Origin of the sequence: Paenibacillus sp. MER 99-2 (assembly GCF_023714095.1) — a bacterium.
Lineage (GTDB): Bacteria > Bacillota > Bacilli > Paenibacillales > Paenibacillaceae > Paenibacillus.
In genome coordinates this window covers 1-413 of sequence record NZ_JAMAUZ010000043.1, presented here as the reverse complement: position 1 = coordinate 413, position 413 = coordinate 1, and the positions used below count along the sequence as shown (strand labels likewise).

At 37.0% G+C, this 413-nt stretch carries 1 protein-coding gene; it reads right to left on the bottom strand.

Going from position 1 to position 413, the window contains the following annotated elements; all coding sequences use genetic code 11:
- Window positions 1–258: 258 nt before the first annotated feature.
- Window positions 259–413, bottom strand: a 155-nt coding sequence (locus tag M3636_RS29215) for a glycosyltransferase (RefSeq protein WP_353056333.1), incomplete at its 5' end; no start/stop codon positions are given.

Sequence of the window (413 nt, the reverse complement as noted above, 5' to 3'; positions counted from 1 at the left end):
ATATCTATTTTTCCGCCGACCCAAGAAAGTACACCTTTCATAAATAGATTTCGTTCTGGCATGTTTTTAATATTTTCTACTACTTCACGTGACATAAGGCGGAAATCACCGACATTCTCTTCAATTTTTGGAGAACTAATCTTATTGTGAAGTTTATAGAAGCTGCTGGAGGTTGTACGTTTTAAGTAACTGTCTGTGGAACGATCAATACGTTTGGCTAAAACTATATCAGCGCCAGCTTGCCATTTTTTAATAAGCTCAGGGATAACTTCTATAGGGGTCTTGCAAATCTACATCTATTGGAATCACCACATCACCCGTAGCGTGCTCTATGCCAGCAATCAGTGCAGATTCTTTACCAAAATTACGAGTGAAACTTAATAAGATTACCAATGGATCATTTTGATGTAAAT